The sequence below is a fragment of the uncultured Oscillibacter sp. genome (assembly GCF_910587525.1).
In the GTDB taxonomy this organism is placed as follows: domain Bacteria; phylum Bacillota; class Clostridia; order Oscillospirales; family Oscillospiraceae; genus Oscillibacter.
Genome location: NZ_CAJULS010000207.1, coordinates 1 through 2,924, shown reverse-complemented (window position 1 = coordinate 2,924; position 2,924 = coordinate 1). Strand labels below are relative to the sequence as shown.

Sequence of the window (2,924 nt, the reverse complement as noted above, 5' to 3'; positions counted from 1 at the left end):
AAGGGCAAGGCCGAGGAGGCCGCCAAGATGGCCATCTCCAGCCCCCTGCTGGAGACCTCTATCGAGGGCGCCAAGGGCGTGCTGATCAATATCACCGGTTCTATGGATATTGGATTGGAAGAGGTGGAGCAGGCCGCCAGCCTGGTGCGGGACGCCGTCCACCCGGACGCCCTGACCATCTTCGGCGCTACATTCGATGAGACCATGGACGACGAGATCCGGGTCACCGTCATTGCCACTGGCTTCGATAAGGACGCCAAGGCGTTGCCCAAGGTGGCCCAGGAGAGTCAGACCGGCGGCGCGCCGGCCCCTGTTCCCCTGGGAGAGGACGACGTACCAAAGGCGGAGAAGGAGGACGACCCCTTCGACGACATTTTCAAAATTTTCAACAAGCGGGACTGACCCCTGATATTCTCCGCTTGCCAATGAGGCAGATTCTGAAAAATTCTGGAAAACCCGCGGGCTTTTGCCTGCGGGTTTTCTTGATCCCCTGTAAAACCGGGCAAGGCAGTCTGTTCCTTGGACAGGCTTCCGCTTTTTGCAAGGTGTGTTTTCCCGGCGGGGGCAAATCATAAGAGAGCCGCCGGCGAAAAATTGCTGGCGGATGTGATTTGTTTGAAAGGGGTGATCGCATTGTATGAAGTACCAAAACACGCGAAGGGACTGCTGCGGGGCGGCGCGGCGTTCCTTCTGGCCCTGCTCCTCTGCGCCGGAGCGCCCGCGGAAGCGGCAGAGGTGAGCGGCGCTTTTTCAAATGAGTCCGCCCGGATGTTGGTGCCTGTGGGACACACGGTGGGCATCAAGCTGTTTTCACGGGGCGTGGTGGTGGTGAAGCTCACCGATGGCGGCACACCCGCCAGGAGCTGCGGACTGCGCACCGGAGATGTGATCATGGAGTGCGGCGGGGCCGCGGTGACCTCCACAGAGCAGTTCCAGTCCCTTCTCCAGGAGAGCGGGGGCTCGGAGACGGACCTCCAGGTCCGCCGGGACGGCGGCAGTATGACCCTCTCTGTTGCCCCCACACAAAATGACCAGGGCGTCTACTGCATCGGCGCCTGGATTCGGGACAGCATGGCGGGCATTGGCACAATGACGTTTTATGACCCGGCCACCGGGGTTTTCGGCGCCCTGGGCCACGGCATCACAGATGTTGACACAGCGCTGCTGATGCCTTTTTCCAATGGTTCCGTTCTGCCCTCCACGGTGAAAGCCGTGAAAAAAGGAGAGACCGGCGCGGCCGGAGAGCTGAGGGGGGATTTTGATCTCACCCGGGACCTGGGGCAGTTGTACGCCAATACCAGCGCCGGGATCTTCGGCACTTTGGACACTGAGGGGCTGAAAGACGCCGGAGCCATGCCCGTCGGACAGCCGAAGGCCGGCCCCGCGGTGATCCGTTCCAATGTCCAGGGAGATGAGGTGTCGGAATATGACATTGAAATTCTCAAAGTGATCCCCGGCGCCGGGGATGGGCGTGATATGGTGATCTCAGTCACAGACCCGGAGCTGGTTGCCGTCACTGGTGGAATTGTCCAGGGGATGAGCGGATCTCCTATTTTGCAAAATGGACAAATCGTAGGAGCTGTCACCCACGTCCTATTAAATGATCCTACCAAAGGTTATGGAATTTTGATCGATCATATGCTGGAAGCAGCTGGGAACGGATAGGTGGGCAGGACACAGCCTGGGGCGGATTTCTCCGTCCCAGGCTGCTGTCTTTTTTCACAATCGTGAAATCATGCCGCCATTGAGAGCGAAAAATGTTACAAGGGACGCGGGAAAGTTTTTAGAATGGATTGAATTTGATGGTGAGTTATGATACTATATATTTTACAACCTCTCTAGTCCCCGTGCTGTATTATGGCGGAGCGGGCGACTTAAAAGCGCCGCCTCCGCCTTTCAACCGGCGTGGGATGGGAACGGACATATACTGAAATTCCCTTGCCCCCCATTTTGCGGGATGATGGCATATCTTTCGGGAGCTCTCTTCCGAAAGTGACAGGATATTGCTGTTGATGCGGAAAAGCGTGGATATTATCACAAAACAGCGGCAGCTGTCCTGAGAAAGCTGTCGAATATTTCTTGGAATTTATTTACAGTAATACTTGAAAAATCTGTAAATTTATGCTAATTTATAGGAAAGGTGATTCCAACCTTCGAGAATTCGTCGCAATTCCTAAATTCTGGAAAAGGACAAGGGTAAAACATGGAAATCAGAAGAAACGTATTGCTGGCAGACGCCAACGAGGAATTCCGCACGATGCTGCGGGAAGAGATCGAGAGAAGCGAGAGCTTTGCGGTGGTGGGATCTACGGGGAACGGGACGGAGGCGCTGGAGCTGGCGGGCAGCTGCAGGCCGGACCTGCTGGTCATGGACGTGGTCCTGCCGGGGCAGGACGGATTGTCTGTTCTGCGGCAGCTCAAGGCCGGCGGAGCCATGCCCAAGGTGATTCTGCTCTCGGCGTTCTGTGCCGACCAGGTGGTGGCGGAGGCCAGTGATCTGGGCGTCAGCTATTTCCTGCCCAAGCCCTGCGAGGTAGGGGCTCTTCTGGACCGGATGCGGACGGTGTTCGCCCAGACCGCCCCGGCGGACGAGCACGCCTCGTCCCTGAAAAACATGGTGACTTCCGTGATCCATGAGATCGGCGTGCCCGCCCACATCAAGGGCTATCAGTACCTGCGGGAGGCCATTATGATAACCGTGGAGGACATGGATGTCATCAACGCCGTGACCAAGGTGCTTTATCCGGCAGTGGCCAAGCGGTTTGCCACAACGCCCTCCCGGGTGGAGCGGGCCATTCGCCACGCCATCGAGGTGGCCTGGGACCGGGGCGATTTGGAGACACTGCAGAAGTATTTTGGCTACACCGTCTCCAACGCCAAGGGCAAGCCCACTAACAGCGAGTTCATCGCCATGATCGCGGACC

The 2,924-nt window shown here is 57.5% G+C and carries 2 protein-coding genes and 1 pseudogene; all 3 read left to right on the top strand.

Annotated features, from left to right (window positions below; all coding sequences use genetic code 11):
* Positions 1-402, top strand: a pseudogene (locus QZ326_RS12515) (cell division protein FtsZ); the annotation flags it as partial.
* A gap of 222 nt (positions 403-624) precedes the next feature.
* Positions 625-1,665, top strand: coding sequence for a SpoIVB peptidase (gene spoIVB / locus QZ326_RS12510; protein WP_295745789.1), 1,041 nt, complete (start codon positions 625-627; stop codon positions 1,663-1,665).
* A gap of 538 nt (positions 1,666-2,203) precedes the next feature.
* Positions 2,204-2,924, top strand: a 721-nt coding sequence (gene spo0A, locus QZ326_RS12505) for a sporulation transcription factor Spo0A (RefSeq protein ID WP_295745786.1), incomplete at its 3' end; no start/stop codon positions are given.